The organism is Paraburkholderia sp. 32 (genome assembly GCF_050435345.1).
GTDB lineage: Bacteria > Pseudomonadota > Gammaproteobacteria > Burkholderiales > Burkholderiaceae > Paraburkholderia > Paraburkholderia tuberum.
The window spans coordinates 3,829,794-3,847,306 of sequence record NZ_JBNDKD010000003.1 but is presented as its reverse complement, the minus strand read 5'-3'; the positions used below and the strand labels follow the sequence as shown (position 1 = coordinate 3,847,306).

The window sequence follows — 17,513 nt, the reverse complement described above, 5'->3', positions numbered from 1 at the left end:
CTCTTCGTCGAAAATATGGTACTTGCGCGTTTGCTTCTATAACAGGCACAAGCGCAGTCCCGCCTCACCGGCGCGGCGGTAGACGACGATCCGTTCGATTCCCTGCCGCTGATCGAGGCGCCCCACCGCGGTCCGAACCTGAGCGTGCAGGTCGACGGCGGGAAGTCGATTTCGTTCGACGAAGTCGCGCCACGCTTCACACCGCTCGTCGGCAAGGGCATGCCATGAGCCGGGCGATGCGTCGGGCGATTCCGGCTGGGGCGCGACGGTCGAGGCCAACCGGCCGATCAGGCTCGGCTTCACATATGCGCACTGCTACAGCCTCGATGTGTCCGTCGGAAAAGCGCTCGGTGATGCGCCGGTGGAGAGCGCATCGCACGGTCCGCGCATCAACGCGAGGTTCTGCTACCAGCTGAATTGACACGCTTCAGAAGTGCCGCGAGCGGATTAGAAGCTCCACTATCAAACGACACATGCACTTTCGCGTATTCTGCGCTGACGCTGCAAACGGCACACCGCTGGCATCGTTGCGCATCGCGAGGGCTGGTACCGCACATCCGACCACGATGCCCATAACGCCGCGCGACCATGATCGCGCTGTCTCATATCAAGGAGGAAGGCAATGACGCAATTCACTCGACGTGCCGGCGCGCTTGCGCTGCGCACCGCCCGTCACGCCGCGCTCGCCGGCGCCCTGCTCGCCAGCGCCGTGACCGCGATGGCGCAGACCGATACACCGATCGGCACGTGGCAAACCATCGACGATCACACGGGCCAGCCGAAGGCGCTCGTGCAGATCACACAAGACGGCAATGGCGAACTGAACGGCAAGGTTATCAAGGGTCTCGGCGCGAACGACCAGCCGGATCGCCGTTGCACCGAATGCACCGACGCGCGCAAGGATCAACCGGTCCTCGGCATGACCATCATCAACAGCATGAAGAAGGATGGCGACGCATGGGATCACGGCCAGATTCTCGATCCTGAAAACGGCAAGGTCTACAAATGCAAGATGCATCTCGAGGACGGCGGCAACAAGCTCGTGGTGCGTGGTTACATTGGGGTCGCGCTGCTTGGCCGCTCGCAAACGTGGATACGGCAGCAATGAGGGTCGACGTGCGGCGCATGCGTGGCGCCTGGCACGTCGCCTGAATGTGCGCATGATGCTGCAACGATGCGCGCTCTGCGCCAGGAGGTGCAACATAAAAAACGGCCGGCGATCAAGAATCGCGCGGCCGTTTTCATTGGGGCAAGCTGTTTGCGATGCTCATGCTGCCTGCTTGAGCGGCGCAGCGTAAGCGATCGGCGACGCCGGCACCGACGTGGCCGGTACCGGATCGTATACGGCGGCCGGAACACGAAACGCCGCGGGCACGCGCTTGGACGCGGCGCGCTTGTGCCGCACGCTCGCGTGCGTGCGCATACGCGCTTCCATCAATCTGCAGAAATCTTCGCTCGCGGTGCCGAGCAGTTGCTCCGTGACGTGCTTGAGCACGCCCGATTCGTACCACGACTTGAAGCGGCGATGACAGGTCTGATATGACGGGTAGCGGCGCGGCATTTTGGACCAGGTGGCGCCGTTATACATGACCCAAAGCACGCCGTTGAGCACCGAGCGGGTATCGGCAAGTGGACGGCCACGCATTTCGGTACGCGGCCGGAGTTCGGGCAGCAGTGGCGCAACGCGCTGCCATTCTTCATCGGTGATTTCGCGATACGGGTTCATGCTTCCTCCTTTGTCAGAACAACGACAAAAGATAGCCAGTCATCCGTGCGCGGAATATCAGACCACTCCGAATCCTGAAAATATGTCGTGCGCGGTAGCTCAGGTTAGGGACGTGTCGACGATCCGGCGCGGCGTGTCGAGATACTCCTTCGACTGCATCTCGACGATGCGCGACACCGTACGCGTGAATTCATTAGCCATCGGACCGTCGACGTACAACTGCTCCGGCGGCACCGCAGCCGACATCAACAGCTTGACCTTGTGGTCGTAGAACACGTCGATGAGCCACGTGAAGCGGCGCGCTTCCGACGCCATGCGCACCGACATCTGCGGCACGTCCGACAGGATCACCGCGTGAAAGCGGGTCGCGAGTTCGAGGTAGTCGTTCTGCGAGCGCGGGCCCCCGCACAGCGTCGCGAAGTCGAACCAGACCACGCCGTCCGCGCGGCGCAGCGCCTTCAGCTCGCGCTTCTCGATATGCAGCAGCGGGCTTTCGTCGGGCACCGCGGCGAGGCGCGCGAAGGCGTCGCGCAGCGCCTTGCCGGCGGCGGCGTCCAGTGGCGTGTGATAGACCTCCACCTGCGCGAGCGTGCGCTGGCGATAATCGATCCCCGCATCGACGTTGATCACGTCGAGCTTCTGCTTGATCAGTTCGATCGCGGGCAGCATGCGGTCGCGATGCAGGCCGTCCGGGTACAGCGTGTCGGGCGCGTAGTTTGACGTCATCACGAACTGCACGCCGTTCTCGAACAGCTTGTCGAGCAGGCGATACAGGATCATCGCGTCGGCGATATCCGAGACGTGGAATTCGTCGAAACAGATCAGCCGATAGCGCTTCGCAATGCGCCGCGCGAGTTCGTCGAGCGGATCGGCCCGGCCTTTGAGTTCTTCAAGCTCGCGATGCACTTCGCGCATGAACTCGTGGAAGTGCAGACGGGTTTTGCGATGCAACGGCACGATCATGTAGAAGCTGTCCATCAGGAAGCTCTTGCCGCGGCCCACGCCGCCCCACATGTACACGCCGCGCGGCAGATCAGGGTGAATGATCAGCTTTCTGAACGCGTTCGAGCGGCGCGACTTGTATGCGACCCACTCTTCATAGCACCGCTGCAGGCGGTCGACCGCCGCGCGCTGCGCCGGATCGGATTGATAACCGCGCGTCTGCAGTTCTTTTTCGTAGTATTCGGTGACGTTCATCGTGTTGCTGCAAAAAGAAAGGCGGGAGGGATTGAACCCCGCCCGCCTTTGGTGATGCCAAGGTTGCGTTTCGGTCAGGCGTGCGTGCTTACATGTTCAGCGCGCGCTTGTCGACGGCGAGTGCCGCTTCGCGCATGACTTCCGACAGCGACGGGTGCGGATGGCAAATACGGCCGATGTCTTCCGACGCCGCCTTGAACTCCATCGCCACCACGGCTTCCGCGATCAGGTCCGATGCGTTCGCCGAGATGATGTGCACGCCGAGCAGTTCGTCGGTCGTCGCGTCGGCGATCATCTTGACGAAACCGTCCGCCTTGTTGATGCCGAGCGCGCGGCCGTTCGCCATGAACGGGAACTGGCCGGTCTTGATCTCGCGGCCTTCCGCCTTCAGTTGCTGCTCCGTCTTGCCGACCCATGCGATTTCCGGTTCGGTGTAGATCACCCACGGAATGCAGTTGTAGTCGATGTGCGGCTTCTGACCGTCGATCACTTCGGCAACCAGCACGCCTTCGTCCTCAGCCTTGTGCGCGAGCATCGGGCCACGCACCACGTCACCGATCGCGTACACGTTCGGCACGGCCGTCGCGCAGTGGTCGTCCACGTCGATGAAGCCGCGCTCGTTGGCCTTCAGGCCGATCGCTTCGAGGCCGAGGTTGTCGGTGTTCGGCACGCGGCCGACCGACACGACCAGGCGGTCGGCTTCGAGCGTCTGCGCGTTGCCGTCCTTGTCCGTGTAGGCGATCGTCACGCCGTTCGCGCTCGTCTTCACTTCGCCGACCTTCACGCCGACTTGGATATCGAGACCTTGCTTCTTGAACTGCTTGGCCGCTTCCTTCGACAGCGCCTGGTCAGCCACGCCGAGGAATTCCGGCAGCGCTTCGAGCACGGTCACGTCCGCGCCGAGGCGGCGCCACACCGAGCCGAGTTCCAGACCGATCACGCCTGCGCCGATCACGGCGAGCTTCTTCGGTGCCGTGTCGAACGACAGTGCGCCTTCGTTGTCGGCGATCAGCTTGTTGTCGACCGGAATGCCCGGCAGATGACGCGCCTTCGAACCCGTTGCGATGATCACGTTCTTCGCCGTGACGACTTCGCTGCTTGCACCATCTTCGCCTTCGCCGCTCACTTCGATCTGCACGCCGGCGTCCGTCTTGCCGGTGAACTTGCCATGGCCCTTGAGCCACGTGATCTTGTTCTTGCGGAACAGGAATTCGATGCCCTTGGTCATCTTCTCGACGATGCCGTCCTTGCGGCCCATCATCTTCGAGATATCGACCGAAACGTTTTCCACCGAGATGCCGTGGTCGGCAAGGTGATGCGACGCGTTCTCGAACTCTTCCGACGAAGCGAGCAGCGCCTTCGACGGAATGCAGCCGACGTTCAGGCAGGTGCCGCCGAGCTTCAGCGTGCCGGCCGGGTTCTTCCACTTTTCGATACATGCGACGGTCTTGCCGAGCTGCGCTGCGCGGATGGCGGCGATATAACCGCCAGGGCCTGCGCCGATCACGACGACGTCAAATTCTTTGGACATGACAATCCCTTTGATGGCGGAACGGCGCCGGGCCACCCGAGGTGGCGCGCGCCGTTCCTGTACTGCGGAATGCTAAAGACGTGCTACGGATGACGCCGGCCCGCGCAAACCACGGGCCGGCGTCGGTGGAACGTGCGCTTACAGGTCGAGCAGCAGGCGAGCCGGATCTTCCAGCGCATCCTTCATCGCGACCAGCGACAGCACTGCTTCGCGGCCGTCGATGATACGGTGGTCGTACGACAGCGCGAGGTAGTTCATCGGGCGGATCACGATCTGGCCGTTTTCGACCACTGCGCGTTCCTTGGTGGCGTGCACGCCGAGAATCGCGGACTGCGGCGGGTTGATGATCGGGGTGGACAGCATCGAGCCGAACACGCCGCCGTTCGAGATCGAGAACGTACCGCCGGTCATTTCTTCGATGGACAGCTTGCCGTCCTTCGCCTTCTGGCCAAATTCGGCGATCTTCTTCTCGATGTCGGCGAGGCTCAGCTGATCTGCATTGCGCAGGATCGGCACCACCAGACCGCGCGGCGAACCGACAGCGATACCGATGTCGAAGTAGCCGTGGTAGACGATGTCGTTACCGTCGATCGACGCGTTCACGAGCGGGAACTTCTTCAGCGCGTGAACAGCCGCCTTCACGAAGAACGACATGAAGCCGAGCTTCACGCCGTGTTCCTTCTCGAACTTGTCCTTGTACTTGTTGCGCAGATCCATGACCGGCGCCATGTTCACTTCGTTGAACGTCGTGAGGATGGCGTTGGTTTGCTGCGACTCGAGCAGACGCTCGGCGATACGAGCACGCAGACGCGACATCGGCACGCGCTGTTCCGGACGGTCCTTCAGCCATTGATCGGCCGATGCCGGGGCCTTGACGTCCGGCAGCGACGGCTTCGCAGCCTTCGGTGCGGCAGCCGGAGCCGGTGCAGCCTTGGCAGCCGGAGCAGCCTGGCCGGCGACGAGCACGTCGCCCTTCGTGATACGGCCGTCGCGGCCGGTGCCGGCGACGTCGCCCGCAGCCAGACCCTTCTCTGCCATCAGCTTGCCGGCAGCCGGCGAAGCAGCGGTGTTCGACCCCGTTGCGACAGCGGCCTGAGCCGCCGGTGCGGGAGCCGCGGCAGCGACCGGAGCCGGCTTCACTTCGGCTTCGACAGCGGCGGCGCCTGCGGTGCCTTCCGTGTCGATCTTCGCGATCACCTGCTCAGCCGTGACCGTGTCGCCGTCGTTCGAAATGACTTGCGCGAGCACGCCTGCTGCCGGTGCCGGCACTTCGAGCACGACCTTGTCGGTCTCGATTTCGATGAGGATTTCGTCCTGAGCGACAGCCTCGCCGGGCTTCTTCTTCCACTGCAGCATGGTCGCTTCCGAGACCGACTCGGAGAGCTGGGGAACCTTGACTTCAACAATAGCCATTATGAGTATCCTGAATACGTATCGGGTGACGGCGCTTCTTCACGACCGCCTGCGAACCGTGAACGCCGCGCCTGAACCTCATGGGAAACGTTCGGCGCGGCGCGGGAAAGCGCACTGCGCTTTCCCGGCTCGTCTGTTTCTTTATTTGGCGATCGACGCGCTCTTGAGACGGCCGAAAGCGCCTTCGATCAGCGCCTTCTGCTGCTCGTAGTGCTTCGCGTAGTAGCCGACTGCAGGCGAAGCCGAAGCCGGACGGCCGCTGTACGCCAGCTTCTGCCCTTCCTTCATGCCTTCCTTCAGATGGTGCTCGATGTAGAACCACGGGCCCTGATTCTGCGGCTCGTCCTGCACCCACACCACTTCGGTTGCGTTGTCGTACTTCTTCATTTCCGCTTCGAACTGCTTGTGCGCGAACGGATAGAGCTGTTCGATACGGATGATCGCGACGTCGTTCACCTTCGCTTCGCGGCGATGCGCGACCAGGTCGTAGTACACGCGGCCCGAGCAGGCCAGCACGCGCTTGACCTTCTTCGCGTCGATGGTTTCGTCCACTTCGCCGATGACCGGCTGGAACGAACCCTTCGCGAGTTCCGACAGATCCGACACGGCTTCCTTGTGACGCAGCAACGACTTCGGCGTCGCGACGATCAGCGGCTTGCGGAACAGGCGGATCATCTGGCGACGCAGCAGGTGGAAGACCTGCGCCGGCGTGGTCGGCTGAACGACCTGCATGTTGTGGTCTGCGCACAGTTGCAGGAAACGCTCGATACGCGCCGACGAGTGCTCCGGACCCTGGCCTTCGTAGCCGTGCGGCAGCAGCATGGTCAGGCCCGACACGCGGCCCCACTTCACTTCGCCCGACGAGATGAACTGGTCGATCACGACTTGCGCGCCATTCACGAAGTCGCCGAACTGCGCTTCCCACGCGACGAACGTGTTCGGTTCAGCGGTCGAGTAACCGTATTCGAAGCCGAGCACCGCTTCTTCCGACAGCACCGAGTCGATCACCGTGAACTTCGCCTGACCTTCGGCGATGTTCTGCAGCGGCACGTAGGTGCCGTCGTTCCAGCGCTCGCGGTTCTGGTCGTGCAGCACTGCGTGACGGTGCGTGAACGTGCCGCGGCCCGAATCCTGACCGGTCAGACGAACTGCGTAGCCCGAAGCGACCAGCGATGCGAACGCGAGGTGCTCGCCCATGCCCCAGTCGAGCTTCGCTTCGCCGCGGCCCATGGCGCGACGGTCGTTGATCACGCGCTCGACGAGCGGGTGAACCTTGAAGTTTTCCGGAATCGTGGTGATGCGTTCGGCGAGGCGCTTCAGTTCCGCGAGCGGCACGGCCGTGTCGGCTGCGTCGGTCCACTTGCGGTTCAGGAACGGCACCCAGTCCACCGCGTACTTGCTCTTGTAGTTCGAGAGCACCGGGTCGACCGTGTGGTGGCCCTCGTCCATCGCCCTGCGATAAGCCTTGACGAATTCCTCGCCATCCTCGGCCTTGATGACGCCCTGCTGAACGAGCTTTTCAGCGTACAGCGCGCGCGTGCCGGGGTGCTTCGAAATCGTCTTGTACATCAGCGGCTGCGTGACCGCCGGGGTGTCCTGCTCGTTGTGGCCCAGCTTGCGGAAGCAGACGATGTCGACGACGACGTCCTTGTGGAACTGCATGCGGAAGTCGATCGCCATCTGGGTGGCCAGCACGACCGCTTCGGGATCGTCACCGTTCACGTGCAGCACCGGCGCTTCGATCATCTTGACGACGTCCGAGCAGTACAACGTGGAGCGCGAGTCGCGCGGGTCCGACGTCGTGAAGCCGATCTGGTTGTTGATGACGATGTGCAGCGTGCCGTGCGTGCCGTAACCGCGCGTTTGCGCGAGGTTCAGCGTTTCCATCACGACGCCCTGGCCGGCGAAAGCCGCGTCGCCGTGGATCTGCACCGGCAGCACCTGAACGCCGTTTTCGTCGCCGCGACGGTCCATACGCGCCTTCGCCGAGCCCTCGACCACCGGGTTGACGATTTCGAGGTGCGACGGGTTGAACGCGAGCGACAGGTGAACCGGGCCGCCTTCCGTCGCGACGTCCGACGAGAAGCCCTTGTGGTACTTCACGTCGCCAGCCGGCAGATCATCGACGTGCTTGCCTTCGAATTCGGCGAACAGGTCTGCCGGCATCTTGCCGAGCGTATTGACCAGCACGTTCAAACGGCCACGGTGAGCCATCGCGATGACGATTTCCTGAACGCCGCGCAGACCGCCGTGACGCACGACTTCGTCCATCGCCGCGATGAAGCTCTCGCCGCCTTCGAGCGAGAAGCGCTTCTGGCCGACGTACTTGGTGTGCAGGAAACGCTCGAGGCCTTCGGCGGCCGTCAGGCGATTCAGGATGTGCTTCTTCTTGTCGTTGTTGAAGCTCGGCGTCGAACGGATCGATTCGAGGCGTTCCTTCCACCAGCGCTTCTGCTCCGGATCGCTGATGTACATGTACTCGGCGCCGATCGTGCCGCAGTACGTGTCGCGCAGGGCTTTGACGATCTCGCGCAGCGTCGCGCGCTCGAACCCGAAGTACAGATTCGTTGCGCTGAACTCCTGGTCCATGTCGGCTTCGGTGAAGTCGTAGAACGCGGGTTCAAGTTCGGGGATCGCGGGACGCTCGCGGCGCTTCAGAGGATCGAGATTGGCCCATTGCGAGCCGAGGAAGCGATATGCGCCGATGAGGGACTGGACGTAAACCTGTTTGCGGGCGGTTGCGAGATCTTCGCCGCCGACCGTTGCGCGCGGCAGGAAGGCGTTGGCCTTGGCGCGCTGGGCAAACGATTCGACGATAGGGCCATGGGCCACGTCGTTGGCGTTGCTGCCGTCCGATGCGGGCACGTTCTGCAACGCATCGAAATAGCTGCGCCAGGTCTCGGGCACTGACGCCGGATTATCGAGATACGCTTCGTACATTTCTTCAACGTACGGAGCATTGCCGCCGAACAGATAAGAGTTCGACTGGAATTGCTTCATCATTTTTACGCTCACCTTTCTTCGAGTTTCTCGAGAAATAGCGGGTTACCGAACCTTCCGCGACACGGCCTGACCGTTTAGCGGATTGCGCGAATCAAGTCTTGCTTGGAAGGACCTAAAACTTTGCACCCGGGAGCATAGCACAGAACGAATAGCCCAGATAGCGAACGGCACAGGCGCAAAGCCTGTGATGGCGGACGTTTCGCGGGCGACGGGGTGCCTTTTCACAGCGCGCAAAAGTGTTCTGTGAGAAATGAAGGCGAACGGCGCAATGGGTGTCTACATGTGTGCCGCCCCGGAAAGTGGCAGGCATGATGCAGCGCCAAACGTTTTGATGCGCCGAAAACAAGGAAGCCACCCGAAGGTGGCTTCCGCTTCCTGCTATCCAGACGGATATTCGAGTCCGGCTTATTCGCCGGCAACCTTGTTGCGGCTCGCGCTGCGGCGTTCGTGTTCCTTCAGGTAGCGCTTGCGCAGACGGATCGACTTTGGCGTGACTTCGACCAGCTCGTCGTCGTCGATGAACTCGACCGCGTATTCGAGCGACAGCTGAACCGGCGGCACGAGACGCACGGCTTCGTCGGTGCCAGATGCGCGCACGTTGGTAAGCTGCTTGCCCTTGATCGGGTTCACGACGAGATCGTTGTCGCGGCTGTGGATGCCGATGATCATGCCTTCATACAGCGCTTCTCCCGGCGCCACGAACATGCGGCCGCGGTCCTGCAGCTTCCACAGTGCGTATGCGACTGCCGCGCCGTCGTCCTGCGAGATCAGCACGCCGTTGCGACGTTCGCCGACCGCGCCTTCCTTGACCGGCTGGTAAGAATCGAACGTGTGGCTCATCAGACCCGTACCGCGCGTGAGCGTGAGGAATTCCGACTGGAAGCCGATCAGACCACGCGCCGAAATACGGTACTCGAGACGCGTGCGGCCACGGCCGTCCGATGCCATGTCGAGCATTTCGCCCTTGCGGCGGCCAAGTTCTTCCATCACGCCGCCCTGGTGGGGGTCTTCCATGTCGACGGTCAGATTTTCGTACGGCTCGTGCTTCTCGCCGTCGATTTCCTGCATCACGACGCGCGGACGCGACACGGCCAGCTCGTAGCCTTCGCGGCGCATGTTTTCGACCAGAATGGTCAGGTGCAGCTCACCGCGGCCGGCCACTTCGAACGTCGTTTCGTCGCCGGTATCGCGCACGCGCAGCGCGACGTTGTGATTCAGTTCCTTCATCAGGCGGTCGCGAATCTGGCGGCTCGTGACGAACTTGCCTTCACGGCCCGCGAGCGGCGACGAGTTGACGAGGAAGTTCATCGTCAGCGTGGGTTCGTCGACGGTGATCATCGGCAGCGCTTCCGGCTGTTCCGGCGAGCAGATCGTCACGCCGATGCCCACTTCCTCGATACCGTTGATCAGCACGATGTCGCCCGCCTCAGCCGAGTCGACCTGCACGCGATCGAGACCCTTGAACGACAGCACCTGGTTGATCTTGCGATTGAGGATTTCGCCTTCCGGGCCCGATCGCACCGCGACGGCCATGCCCGGCTTGATGCGGCCGCGCGTGATACGGCCAATGCCGATACGACCAACGTACGACGAGTAGTCGAGCGACGTGATTTGCAGTTGCAGCGGACCTTCCGGGTCGGCCGGGCGCACCGGCACGTGCTGCAGGATTGCCTCGAACAAAGGACGCATGTCGCCGTCGCGTACATCAGGCGTGAGACCCGCGTAGCCGTTCAGGCCCGATGCGTAGACGATCGGAAAGTCGAGCTGCTCTTCGCTGGCGCCGAGCTTGTCGAACAGGTCGAAGGTCTGGTTGATCACCCAGTCGATCCGCGCGCCCGGACGGTCGACCTTGTTGACCACGACGATCGGCTTCAAACCCAGTGCGAGCGCCTTCTTCGTGACGAAGCGGGTTTGCGGCATGGGGCCTTCCACCGCGTCAACGAGCAGCAGCACCGAGTCGACCATCGACAGCACGCGCTCCACTTCGCCGCCGAAGTCGGCGTGCCCCGGCGTGTCGACGATATTGATGTGCGTGCCCTCGTACTCCACCGCGCAGTTCTTCGACAGGATCGTGATGCCGCGCTCTTTTTCGATGTCGTTCGAGTCCATCACGCGCTCGGCGATCTGCTGGTTCTCGCGGAACGTGGCGGTCTGACGGAGGAGCTGGTCGACGAGCGTGGTCTTGCCGTGGTCGACGTGAGCAATGATGGCGATGTTGCGTAGGGCGCGGGTCATAGGAAACCTGAAGACGGTTGAGTGCGCCGCTTGCTTATGCTGCTGGTTGAGGAGCCAAACCACGACAACAAGCCCAAAGCGCACTTTTGGGAACCCAAAATTATAGCACGCACGGATGATCCTTTTCTGGTATTCCCCGATAGACCGTCCGCTCTCCGCGCCTGCGCGAGTCGCGCGAATCGCGCCTTGCCCCGCCCTACGTCATTCCGTACGGTTTGTTGCTTGAGCGCGAAATAATCCTTGCCTAAGCTGTATTAACGCTTGTCGCGTCAATCAACAGCCAGCTATACTAATGCCTAGTCAACCATTGCATTCGCACGTGAATCATGACGGAGCCGTCCAACGAATCCACGCCGAATCTCAGCGAGTACCAGCTCGGCGAAAGCGTCGGCTATCTCATCTCACGGGTGAAATCGACGCTATCAAACCTGATCACACAGCGCAGCATGGCCGAACTCGGCATCACCAGCCAGCAGGGCAGCATCCTGTTCATGGTGGCGAGCGGCAAATGCCTGCTCGCGGCTGAGTTGGCGCGTGAATACGGTATCGACGCAAGCGCCGTCACGCGCCTGATCGATCGGCTCGAAAAGCGCGGCCTGCTCACGCGGGTGCGCAGTAACGAAGACCGGCGCGTCGTGCGCCTCGCGTTGACGCCGGAAGGCCATGCGATCGCGGCTCGCATGCCGGCCATTTTCAATGGCGTGCTCGATAACCTGCTGAGCGGGTTCACCCCGGAAGAAGTGGGCTTCCTGAAGAGCATGCTGCGTCGCGTGCTCGTCAATTCCGGCGAACACACGGGACTTTCCCGCGACGCCGCAAGCCATCCCGATAGCAAATCGTAATAGCTTGCTTGCTGCGTCCATCAATACATTCCACTCAAAGAAGAGTCGAGCGATGAAATCCCTTTCCCTGTCCGCGCCCGCGCTGTCGAGCCGGGCCGCTGTCGCCGCCGCGGTGACGGCGCTCGCCCTCACGGGGTGCGCGAACTACTTCGGCGTCAAAAGCGACAAGCAGATCGCGTCGCCGACGCAGTACGAGTCGACGCAGAGTCTGCCCAACGAGGGCGGCCAGTGGCCATCGCTCGACTGGGCCAACCAGTTCGGCGACCCGCAACTGCCGAAGCTGATCGCGGAAGCGCTCGAGGGCAGCCCGTCGATCGCCCAGGCGCAAGCGCGGCTCGCAAAGGCTTCGTCGTATATTGAAAGCTCGCGCGCAGCGCTGTTCCCGAAGGTCAGCGCGAGCTATTCGTGGACCCGCGAGCTGTACTCGGCAAACTCCCTTTACCCGCCTCCGTTCGGCGGCACCTGGTATAGCGAGAACAACGTGCTCGCGAGCGCGTCGTGGGATCTCGACCTGTGGGGCAAGAACCGTCAGCGGCTCGGCCAGGCCGTGTCGCAGCAGAAAGCCGCCGAGGCCGATATGCAGCAGGCGCGCGTGACGCTCGCCGCGTCGGTCGCGAGCACCTACAACCAGCTAGCGCAGCTGTATGCGTTTCGCGACATCGCCGCGCGTGAAATCGCGAACCGCCAGGACGTCGGCCGTATCACGAATGACCGCGTGACGGCCGGCCTCGACACCAACGTCGAGAAGCAGACCGCCGCCGGCAACGTCGCGACGAGCCAGTCGAACCTGACCGACCTCGACGGCCAGATCACCGTCGTGCGCTACCAGTTGGGCGCGCTGCTCGGCAAAGGCCCGGACCGTGGCCTGCAGATCGACAAGCCGGTGCTCACCGGCGGCGACGTGGTCGCTCTGCCGGACAACATCCCGGCCGACCTCGTGGCGCGTCGCGCGGACATCGTCGCCGCGCGCTGGCAGGTCGAAGCCGCGATGCATGACGTGAAGGAAGCGAAAGCCGAGTTCTACCCGGACGTGAATCTCGCGGCCGGCTTCGGCTTCGACGCGTTCGGCTGGGGCCGTTTCCTGACCGCGTCGAGCCGTCAGATCCAGTTCGGCCCGGCGATCCATCTGCCGATCTTCGACGCCGGCGCGTTGCGCGCGCAGTTGAAGGGCCGCTACGCCGACTTCGAGGGCGACGTCGCGAACTACAACCAGACGCTGATCAACGCGCTGCAGGACGTCTCGACGCAGGTGTCGTCGATCCGCTCGATCGACCGCCAGGAGGGTGACGCCCAGCGCGCGCTCGACGCGTCGAGCAAGGCGTACCAGCTCGCCGTAATCCGCTACAAGGCCGGCCTGTCGCCGCAGCTGCAGGTGCTCACCGCCGACGAAAACCGCCTTGCCGCCGAGCAGACGGTCACGGGTCTGCAGATGCGCCGCCGTAGTCTGCAGATCGGTCTGATCAAGGCACTGGGCGGCGGCTTCGACGCAACCCAGACCGGCCTCGTCGTGCCGACCGATGCTCCCGCATCGGCCAACGCCGCGAACCACGCCACGAGCACCGCCGCGAACTGAACGAGCCCGCCCGCGCCGACGTACATGCACACACACGAACACCCGAATAAACGACGACGTTCAAAAGAACCCGGAGCACATCAATGAGCACCCCCCAGCAGCCCGCCACTCCACCGCAAGCGGCGAACAACGGCAAGCGCAAGCGCATGATGACGCTGCTCGTCATCGTGATCCTGATTGCCGCGGTCGCGTACGGCCTGTACTACTTCCTCGTCGCGCGCTTCCATGAAGACACCGACGATGCCTACGTGAGCGGCAACGTCGTGCAGATCACCCCGCAGGTCACGGGAACCGTGATCGCGGTCAACGCGGACGACACCCAGGTCGTCAAGGCCGGCGACCCGCTCGTCGTGCTCGACCCGGCCGACGCGCGCGTCGCACTCGAACAGGCCGAGGCCAATCTTGCGCAGGTGGTGCGCCAGGTGCGCGGTCTGTTCGCCGACGACAGCCAGTACGAAGCGCGGGTCGCGGCGAGCCAGGCCGATCTGTCGCGCGCCCAGGACGACCTGAAGCGCCGTATGACGGTCGCGCAAACCGGCGCGGTATCGCAGGAAGAGATTTCGCACGCACGCGACTCCGTGAAGAGCGCGCAGGCCGCGCTCGACGCCGCCAAACAGCAACTCGCGGCAAACCGCGCGCTGACCGCGAACACCACGATCGCCGATCACCCGAACGTGCAGGCCGCCGCCGCGAAGCTGCGCGACGCATACCTGAACCACGCTCGCAATACTCTGCCGGCGCCGGTCACAGGCTATGTCGCAAAACGCTCGGTGCAGGTCGGCCAGCGCGTATCGCCCGGCTCGCCGCTGATGGCGATCGTGCCGCTGCATGACGTGTGGGTCGAGGCGAACTTCAAGGAAGTGCAACTGAAGCACATGCGCATCGGCCAGCCGGTCGAACTGACGGCCGACGTCTACGGCTCGTCGGTGCCGTATCACGGCAAGGTGGTCGGCTTCTCGGCCGGCACGGGTTCGGCGTTCTCGCTGCTGCCCGCGCAGAACGCGACCGGCAACTGGATCAAGGTCGTGCAGCGTCTGCCGGTGCGTATTTCGCTCGATCCGCAGGAACTGGAGAAGCATCCGCTGCGTATCGGTCTGTCGATGCAAGCTGACGTGAACATCAAGGACGACACCGGCGGCCAGCTCGGTCAGGCGCCGTCCACGGTTTACCAGACCAACGTCTTCGACAAGTACGGCGCGGAAGCCGATGCGGAAATCGCCCGCATCATCTCGGAAAACGCCGGCACGAACGCGAACGGCGGCGCGCAGAAGTCGACCGCGGCGAGCGCCGCGGCCGCCGCGAAACCGGCGGCCCATAAGAGCTGAGGCTCCGTCCGACGATTCAAAGAAGGCTCTTTTAATGGCTCAGGCTCAGGCGCAAGTCCCTCACCCGCCGCTCGAGGGCGCGCAACTGGTGATCGGCACCATCGCGGTGTCGCTCGCCGTGTTCATGAACGTGCTCGACACGTCGATCGCGAACGTGTCGATCCCGTCGATTTCCGGCGACCTCGGCGTATCGTCCGACCAGGGCACGTGGGTGATTACGTCGTTCGCGGTGGCCAACGCGATCTCGGTGCCGCTGACCGGCTGGCTCACCGACCGCATCGGCCAGGTGCGGCTGTTCATGGCGTCGATCGTGCTGTTCGTGCTGTCGTCATGGATGTGCGGGCTGTCGCCGAACCTGCCGTTCCTGCTTGCGTCGCGCGTGCTGCAAGGCGCGGTGGCCGGCCCGATGATCCCGCTGTCGCAGACGCTGCTGCTCGCGAGCTATCCGCGCGCGAAAGCGCCGATGGCGCTATCGATGTGGGCGATGACCACGCTGATCGCACCGGTTGCCGGTCCGATCCTCGGCGGCTGGATTTCCGACAACATCTCGTGGCCGTGGATCTTCTACGTCAACATTCCCGTCGGCGCGGTCGCGGCCGCCGCGACGTGGATGATCTTCCGTAACCGCGATTCGGTCATCAGGAAGGCGCCAATCGACGGCGTCGGCCTCGGTCTTCTGATCGTCTGGGTCGGCTCGCTTCAGGTGATGCTCGACAAGGGCAAGGACCTCGACTGGTTCTCGTCGACGACGGTCGTCGTGCTCGCGCTCCTCGCGGTGATCGCGCTCGCGTTTTTTATCGTGTGGGAGTTGACGGCCGAGCATCCGGTGGTTGATCTGTCGCTGTTCAGCCGGCGCAATTTCACCGGCGGCACGATCGCGCTGTCGATCGGCTATGGGCTTTACTTCGGCAATCTCGTGCTGTTGCCGCTGTGGCTGCAGACCGATATCGGCTACACGGCGACCGAAGCTGGACTCGTGATGGCACCCGTCGGTGTGTTCGCGATCCTGTTGTCGCCGCTGACCGGCAAGGTGCTGCCGCGTACCGATCCGCGCTATATCGCGACGCTGTCGTTCCTGATTTTCGCGCTGTGTTTCTGGATGCGCTCGCGTTATACGACGGGCGTCGATACGTACTCGCTGATGCTGCCCACGCTGATTCAAGGTATCGGTATGGCCGGCTTCTTTATTCCGCTCGTGTCGATCACGCTGTCGGGCTTGCCGGGCCATCGGATTCCGGCGGCCTCGGGGCTGTCGAACTTCGTGCGGATCATGTGCGGCGGTATCGGCACGTCGATCTTCCAGACCGCCTGGGATCACCGCACGATCATGCACCACGCGCAACTGACCGAACAGGCGAATGCTTACAACCCAGCGTTCGGTCAATCGATTCATCAGATGGGCGCGGTGGGTCTGGATCAGCAGCAGACCTATGGTCTCTTCAACACCATGGTCACGCAGCAGGCCGCGCAGCTCGGCGTAAACGATCTGTTCTTCATTTCGGCCGGTATTTTTGTCGCGCTGATCGCGCTGATCTGGATCACGCGGCCGGAACGGGCAGGCGGCGATGCGGGAGCGGCGGCGGCCGCGGCGCATTGAGGGGGGTGTTTGTGATGTTGCTTTCGTTCGACACCGCTCCACCGGAGGGCATGATCAAAACGGGATCGCTCGATGGCGATCCCGTTTTTTTATTGTCCGCGCCGGGCTGGCAAAACGGCGACCTCTAGCTCTCCGTCGTCACGATCAGACGGTCGGGCGCGAGCACGCCTTCGCCCGGCTTCGCGACCCCCAGAAGCCGCCCCTGCGCCGAGTACACCCTCACGCGCAGGGCATTCACCGCGTCGGCGGCGATCGTCAGCGACGACAGCTTCAGGCGCTGGCCGTGAAGGAAGCGGCGCGTGTCATCGTCGTTCAGACAGACCTGCGGGAACGTGGACAGCAGCGCGTCGACCGGTTGCAGCCATGCGTCGCGTTCGAGTTCGGTCGCGTAGGACAACGCGTCGAGCGTGACCGAATGCTCGAGCGTCAGCGCGCCGACGCCCGTGCGCCGCAGCGCGACCAGATGCGCGCCGCAGCCGAGCGCTTCGCCGATATCCTCGGCAAGCGTGCGCACATAGGTGCCCTTGCTGCACGTCACGCGAAACGTCACATCCGGCAACGCGCACGCAATCAGCTCGAGCGCGCGAATCGTCACCTGCCGCCCTTCCCGTTCGACCGTCTGGCCGGCGCGCGCGTACTCGTACAGCGGCTTGCCATCGCGCTTGAGCGCCGAGTACATCGGCGGAATCTGAACGATCTCGCCGATGAATTTCGGCAAAGCCGCCCGCACCGCCGCTTCGTCGCAGTCGACGGCGCGGATGTCGAACGCCTCGCCTTCGGCGTCGCCGGTGGTCGTGCGGATACCGAGGCGCATCGTCGCCTCGTAGGTCTTGTCGGCTTCGAGCAAGTCTTGCGAAAACTTGGTGGCCTCGCCGAAACACAGCGGCAGCAGGCCGGTAGCCAGCGGATCGAGCGTGCCGGTGTGGCCCGCCTTTTTCGCCAGATAAAGACGTTTCGCGCGAACCAGCGCGTCGTTGCTCGACAGGCCGAGCGGCTTGTCGAGCAGCAGCACGCCATCGAGCGCGCGACGCGGCACGCGGGGGCGTTGAGGTGCGGTCATGTCGAGGGAGG

13 protein-coding genes are annotated in these 17,513 nt (G+C 63.3%); 5 read left to right on the top strand and 8 right to left on the bottom strand.

Features of this window, described 5'->3' with window-relative positions; genetic code table 11:
• Positions 1-36 precede the first annotated feature (36 nt).
• The gene (locus OKW26_RS40510) at positions 37-303 is read right to left on the bottom strand and encodes a hypothetical protein (RefSeq protein WP_429357039.1); all 267 of its coding nucleotides are present in this window, start codon (positions 301-303) and stop codon (positions 37-39) included.
• 319 nt (positions 304-622) lie between these two features.
• Between OKW26_RS40510 and OKW26_RS40505 the strand changes: the two genes are divergently transcribed.
• The gene (locus OKW26_RS40505) at positions 623-1,108 is read left to right on the top strand and encodes a DUF2147 domain-containing protein (RefSeq protein ID WP_184066797.1); all 486 of its coding nucleotides are present in this window, start codon (positions 623-625) and stop codon (positions 1,106-1,108) included.
• 159 nt (positions 1,109-1,267) lie between these two features.
• On the opposite strand, the gene OKW26_RS40500 is transcribed toward OKW26_RS40505, so the two are convergent.
• The 6 genes from OKW26_RS40500 to typA all read right to left on the bottom strand — a co-directional run bounded on the left by OKW26_RS40500 (position 1,268) and on the right by typA (position 11,105).
• Positions 1,268-1,726 carry a transposase gene (locus tag OKW26_RS40500; protein ID WP_429357038.1) on the bottom strand — a complete coding sequence of 153 codons (459 nt, stop codon included), beginning with the start codon at positions 1,724-1,726 and terminating at the stop codon, positions 1,268-1,270.
• A 99-nt stretch (positions 1,727-1,825) separates the two neighbouring features.
• The gene (gene zapE / locus OKW26_RS40495; protein WP_090804139.1) at positions 1,826-2,923 is read right to left on the bottom strand and encodes a cell division protein ZapE; all 1,098 of its coding nucleotides are present in this window, start codon (positions 2,921-2,923) and stop codon (positions 1,826-1,828) included.
• Between the two features lie 88 nt (positions 2,924-3,011).
• Complete coding sequence (gene lpdA, locus OKW26_RS40490) at positions 3,012-4,454, bottom strand: dihydrolipoyl dehydrogenase (RefSeq protein ID WP_429357037.1); 1,443 nt, start codon at positions 4,452-4,454, stop codon at positions 3,012-3,014.
• Positions 4,455-4,592: 138 nt separating this feature from the next.
• Complete coding sequence (odhB, locus tag OKW26_RS40485; protein WP_429357036.1) at positions 4,593-5,867, bottom strand: 2-oxoglutarate dehydrogenase complex dihydrolipoyllysine-residue succinyltransferase; 1,275 nt, start codon at positions 5,865-5,867, stop codon at positions 4,593-4,595.
• A gap of 141 nt (positions 5,868-6,008) precedes the next feature.
• Entirely contained in the window at positions 6,009-8,870 is a 2,862-nt protein-coding gene (locus tag OKW26_RS40480; RefSeq protein ID WP_429357035.1) for a 2-oxoglutarate dehydrogenase E1 component, read from the bottom strand.
• 405 nt (positions 8,871-9,275) lie between these two features.
• Positions 9,276-11,105: a translational GTPase TypA gene (gene typA, locus OKW26_RS40475; RefSeq protein ID WP_090804133.1), complete on the bottom strand. Its 1,830-nt coding sequence runs from the start codon at positions 11,103-11,105 to the stop codon at positions 9,276-9,278.
• A 326-nt stretch (positions 11,106-11,431) separates the two neighbouring features.
• Between typA and OKW26_RS40470 the strand changes: the two genes are divergently transcribed.
• The 4 genes from OKW26_RS40470 to OKW26_RS40455 all read left to right on the top strand — a co-directional run bounded on the left by OKW26_RS40470 (position 11,432) and on the right by OKW26_RS40455 (position 16,442).
• On the top strand, positions 11,432-11,947 hold the full coding sequence (locus OKW26_RS40470; protein ID WP_429357034.1) for a MarR family winged helix-turn-helix transcriptional regulator: 516 nt from the start codon (positions 11,432-11,434) through the stop codon (positions 11,945-11,947).
• A gap of 52 nt (positions 11,948-11,999) precedes the next feature.
• Positions 12,000-13,520, top strand: a complete 1,521-nt coding sequence (locus tag OKW26_RS40465) for an efflux transporter outer membrane subunit (protein ID WP_184066783.1) — start codon at positions 12,000-12,002, stop codon at positions 13,518-13,520.
• An 83-nt stretch (positions 13,521-13,603) separates the two neighbouring features.
• Complete coding sequence (locus OKW26_RS40460) at positions 13,604-14,845, top strand: EmrA/EmrK family multidrug efflux transporter periplasmic adaptor subunit (protein WP_184029918.1); 1,242 nt, start codon at positions 13,604-13,606, stop codon at positions 14,843-14,845.
• A 34-nt stretch (positions 14,846-14,879) separates the two neighbouring features.
• A complete protein-coding gene (locus tag OKW26_RS40455) occupies positions 14,880-16,442 on the top strand; it encodes a DHA2 family efflux MFS transporter permease subunit (RefSeq protein ID WP_184066780.1) in 1,563 nt (520 codons plus the stop codon).
• 124 nt (positions 16,443-16,566) lie between these two features.
• Here OKW26_RS40455 and truB read toward each other — a convergent pair whose 3' ends face one another.
• Positions 16,567-17,502, bottom strand: a complete 936-nt coding sequence (truB, locus tag OKW26_RS40450; protein WP_429357033.1) for a tRNA pseudouridine(55) synthase TruB — start codon at positions 17,500-17,502, stop codon at positions 16,567-16,569.
• Positions 17,503-17,513: the final 11 nt, after the last annotated feature.

Excerpts from the sequence above, each read along its gene's own strand:
- OKW26_RS40460 (WP_184029918.1), top strand. The coding sequence starts at position 13,604 with ATGAGCACCCCCCAGCAGCCCGCCACTCCACCGCAAGCGGCGAACAAC.
- typA (WP_090804133.1), bottom strand. The coding sequence starts at position 11,105 with ATGACCCGCGCCCTACGCAACATCGCCATCATTGCTCACGTCGACCAC.
- OKW26_RS40480 (WP_429357035.1), bottom strand. The coding sequence starts at position 8,870 with ATGATGAAGCAATTCCAGTCGAACTCTTATCTGTTCGGCGGCAATGCT.
- lpdA (WP_429357037.1), bottom strand. The coding sequence starts at position 4,454 with ATGTCCAAAGAATTTGACGTCGTCGTGATCGGCGCAGGCCCTGGCGGT.
- OKW26_RS40505 (WP_184066797.1), top strand. The coding sequence starts at position 623 with ATGACGCAATTCACTCGACGTGCCGGCGCGCTTGCGCTGCGCACCGCC.
- odhB (WP_429357036.1), bottom strand. The coding sequence starts at position 5,867 with ATGGCTATTGTTGAAGTCAAGGTTCCCCAGCTCTCCGAGTCGGTCTCG.
- OKW26_RS40500 (WP_429357038.1), bottom strand. The coding sequence starts at position 1,726 with ATGAACCCGTATCGCGAAATCACCGATGAAGAATGGCAGCGCGTTGCG.
- truB (WP_429357033.1), bottom strand. The coding sequence starts at position 17,502 with ATGACCGCACCTCAACGCCCCCGCGTGCCGCGTCGCGCGCTCGATGGC.
- zapE (WP_090804139.1), bottom strand. The coding sequence starts at position 2,923 with ATGAACGTCACCGAATACTACGAAAAAGAACTGCAGACGCGCGGTTAT.
- OKW26_RS40465 (WP_184066783.1), top strand. The coding sequence starts at position 12,000 with ATGAAATCCCTTTCCCTGTCCGCGCCCGCGCTGTCGAGCCGGGCCGCT.
- OKW26_RS40455 (WP_184066780.1), top strand. The coding sequence starts at position 14,880 with ATGGCTCAGGCTCAGGCGCAAGTCCCTCACCCGCCGCTCGAGGGCGCG.
- OKW26_RS40470 (WP_429357034.1), top strand. The coding sequence starts at position 11,432 with ATGACGGAGCCGTCCAACGAATCCACGCCGAATCTCAGCGAGTACCAG.